2 protein-coding genes are annotated in these 1,724 nt (G+C 71.1%); one reads left to right on the top strand and one right to left on the bottom strand.

The window, feature by feature from the left end:
• A partial coding sequence (locus IH26_RS63745; protein WP_245666076.1) for a hypothetical protein occupies positions 1 to 261 on the bottom strand: 261 nt, incomplete at its 3' end.
• On the opposite strand from IH26_RS63745, the gene IH26_RS0152360 reads away from it, so the two are divergent.
• Positions 188 to 1,651 carry an ISL3 family transposase gene (locus IH26_RS0152360; RefSeq protein ID WP_051810140.1) on the top strand — a complete coding sequence of 488 codons (1,464 nt, stop codon included), beginning with the start codon at positions 188 to 190 and terminating at the stop codon, positions 1,649 to 1,651. The two genes, IH26_RS63745 and IH26_RS0152360, sit on opposite strands and share 74 nt — an antisense overlap.
• Positions 1,652 to 1,724 lie beyond the last annotated feature (73 nt).

Genomic DNA, 1,724 nt, shown 5'->3' with positions numbered 1-1,724 from the left:
GGGTCTGTCGCTGATCTTGTGACGGGCGTCGGGCTGGTCCATGATCAGCGTGGTGCTCTCAAGCCTGATCAAGGTCCTTTCGCATCTGTCCAACGTGGTCGTCGAGGTGGTCGAGCGGTCGGCCGCTGTGATCGTTGTGCGGGCGCGGTCGCGTTCGCGCCGGGGTCGGTGCCCGCGGTGCAGGAGGATCTCCGCACGCGCGCATGGCAGGTATCGGCGCCGGCTGGCCGACGCGGCGCTCGGCGGCCGCGCTGTGGTCATCGATTTGTTGGTCCGTCGATTCAAGTGCGTGTCGCCGGCGTGTCCGGCGGTGACGTTCGCCGAGCAGGTGCCGGGCCTTACGCATCCGCACAGCCGGCGCACGCCGGTGCTGCAGCACCAGCTTGTGCAGTTCGCGGTGGCGCTCGCGGCGCGGCCGGCGGCCCGGCTCGCGGGGCGGCTGGGCGTGAAGGTCGCGAAGGACACCCTGCTGCGTCTGGTCCGGTCCCTGCCCGACCCGCCGGTCGGCGACCTGCGGGCGGTCGGCATCGACGACTTCGCCCTGCGCCGCCGGCACGTCTACGCCACGATCATCGTCGACCTCGAGACACGGCGCCCGGTCGAGGTGCTCGAGGGCCGCGAGGCCGGACCGGTCGCCGCCTGGCTGGCGCAGCATCCGGAGATTGAGGTGGTGGCCCGTGACCGTGCTCGGGCCTACGCCGAGGCCGCCCGCACCGGGGCACCCCAAGCCCAGCAGGTCGCAGACCGCTGGCATTTGTGGAAGAACCTGTGCGAGGCGGTCGACAAGACCGTCGCCGCGCACCACGGCTGCGTCAAGACGGCGTTCGCCGCCGCCGAACCACCACCGGCCGAGCAGCCGGCGCCACCGCTGCCGGACCAGCACTGCGACGTGCGCGGCCGGCCCCGGGCGCTGGTCGCCCGCACCACCGAACGGCACCAAGCAGTTCAGGAACTCGTCGCGGCCGGCCGGTCGCTGCGCGGCATCAGCCGTGACCTGGGCCTGGACTACTACACCGTGCGCCGCTACGCCCGCGCCGGCAGCCTGGACGAACTCATCGCCCCGGCGATCGATCGCCGTACCGTGCTCGATGAGTTCAAGCCCTACCTGTATGAGCAGTACTGCCAGGGCCACGGCAACGCGTCCGAGCTGTACCGGCAGATCCGGGCGCAGGGCTTCACCGGCGGCCTGGCCACCGTCAGCCGCTATCTGCGCCTGCTCAAAGCCGGGAAGACCGCCCCGCCGGCGGCGCGACCGGTCCCGGCACCCAGGACCGCCGCGAGTTGGCTGCTGACCCACCCGGATCGGCTCGGGCCCGAGCAGGCCCGCACCCTCGGCGACGTCCAGGCCGCCTGCCCCCACCTGGACGCCGCAGCTCGGCACGTGCGCGGCTTCGCCGCCATGCTGACCAACCTCACCGGCCAAGACCTGCCGACCTGGATCGAGCAAGTCCGCCGGGACGACCTCCCGCACCTGCGCCAGTTCGCCGAAGGACTCACCACCGACCTCGACGCGGTCACCGCCGGCCTCACCACGTCCTGGAACTCCGGACAGGTCGAAGGCCAGAACACCAGAGCCAAGCTCGTCAAACGCCTCGGCTACGGCCGCGCCAACTTCGACCTACTCCGCAAACGCATCCTTCATCCAGCATGAGCCACCGTCACAAGATCAGCGACAGACCCCGTTCATCCGTACGTGGCTGGGCACATTCACGCGTACCCCGACA

Source organism: Actinoplanes subtropicus, from assembly GCF_000721705.1.
In the GTDB taxonomy this organism is placed as follows: Bacteria; Actinomycetota; Actinomycetes; order Mycobacteriales; family Micromonosporaceae; genus Actinoplanes; species Actinoplanes subtropicus.
The sequence above is the reverse complement of the archived record's forward strand: the minus strand, read 5'-3'. Positions and strand labels throughout refer to the sequence as shown.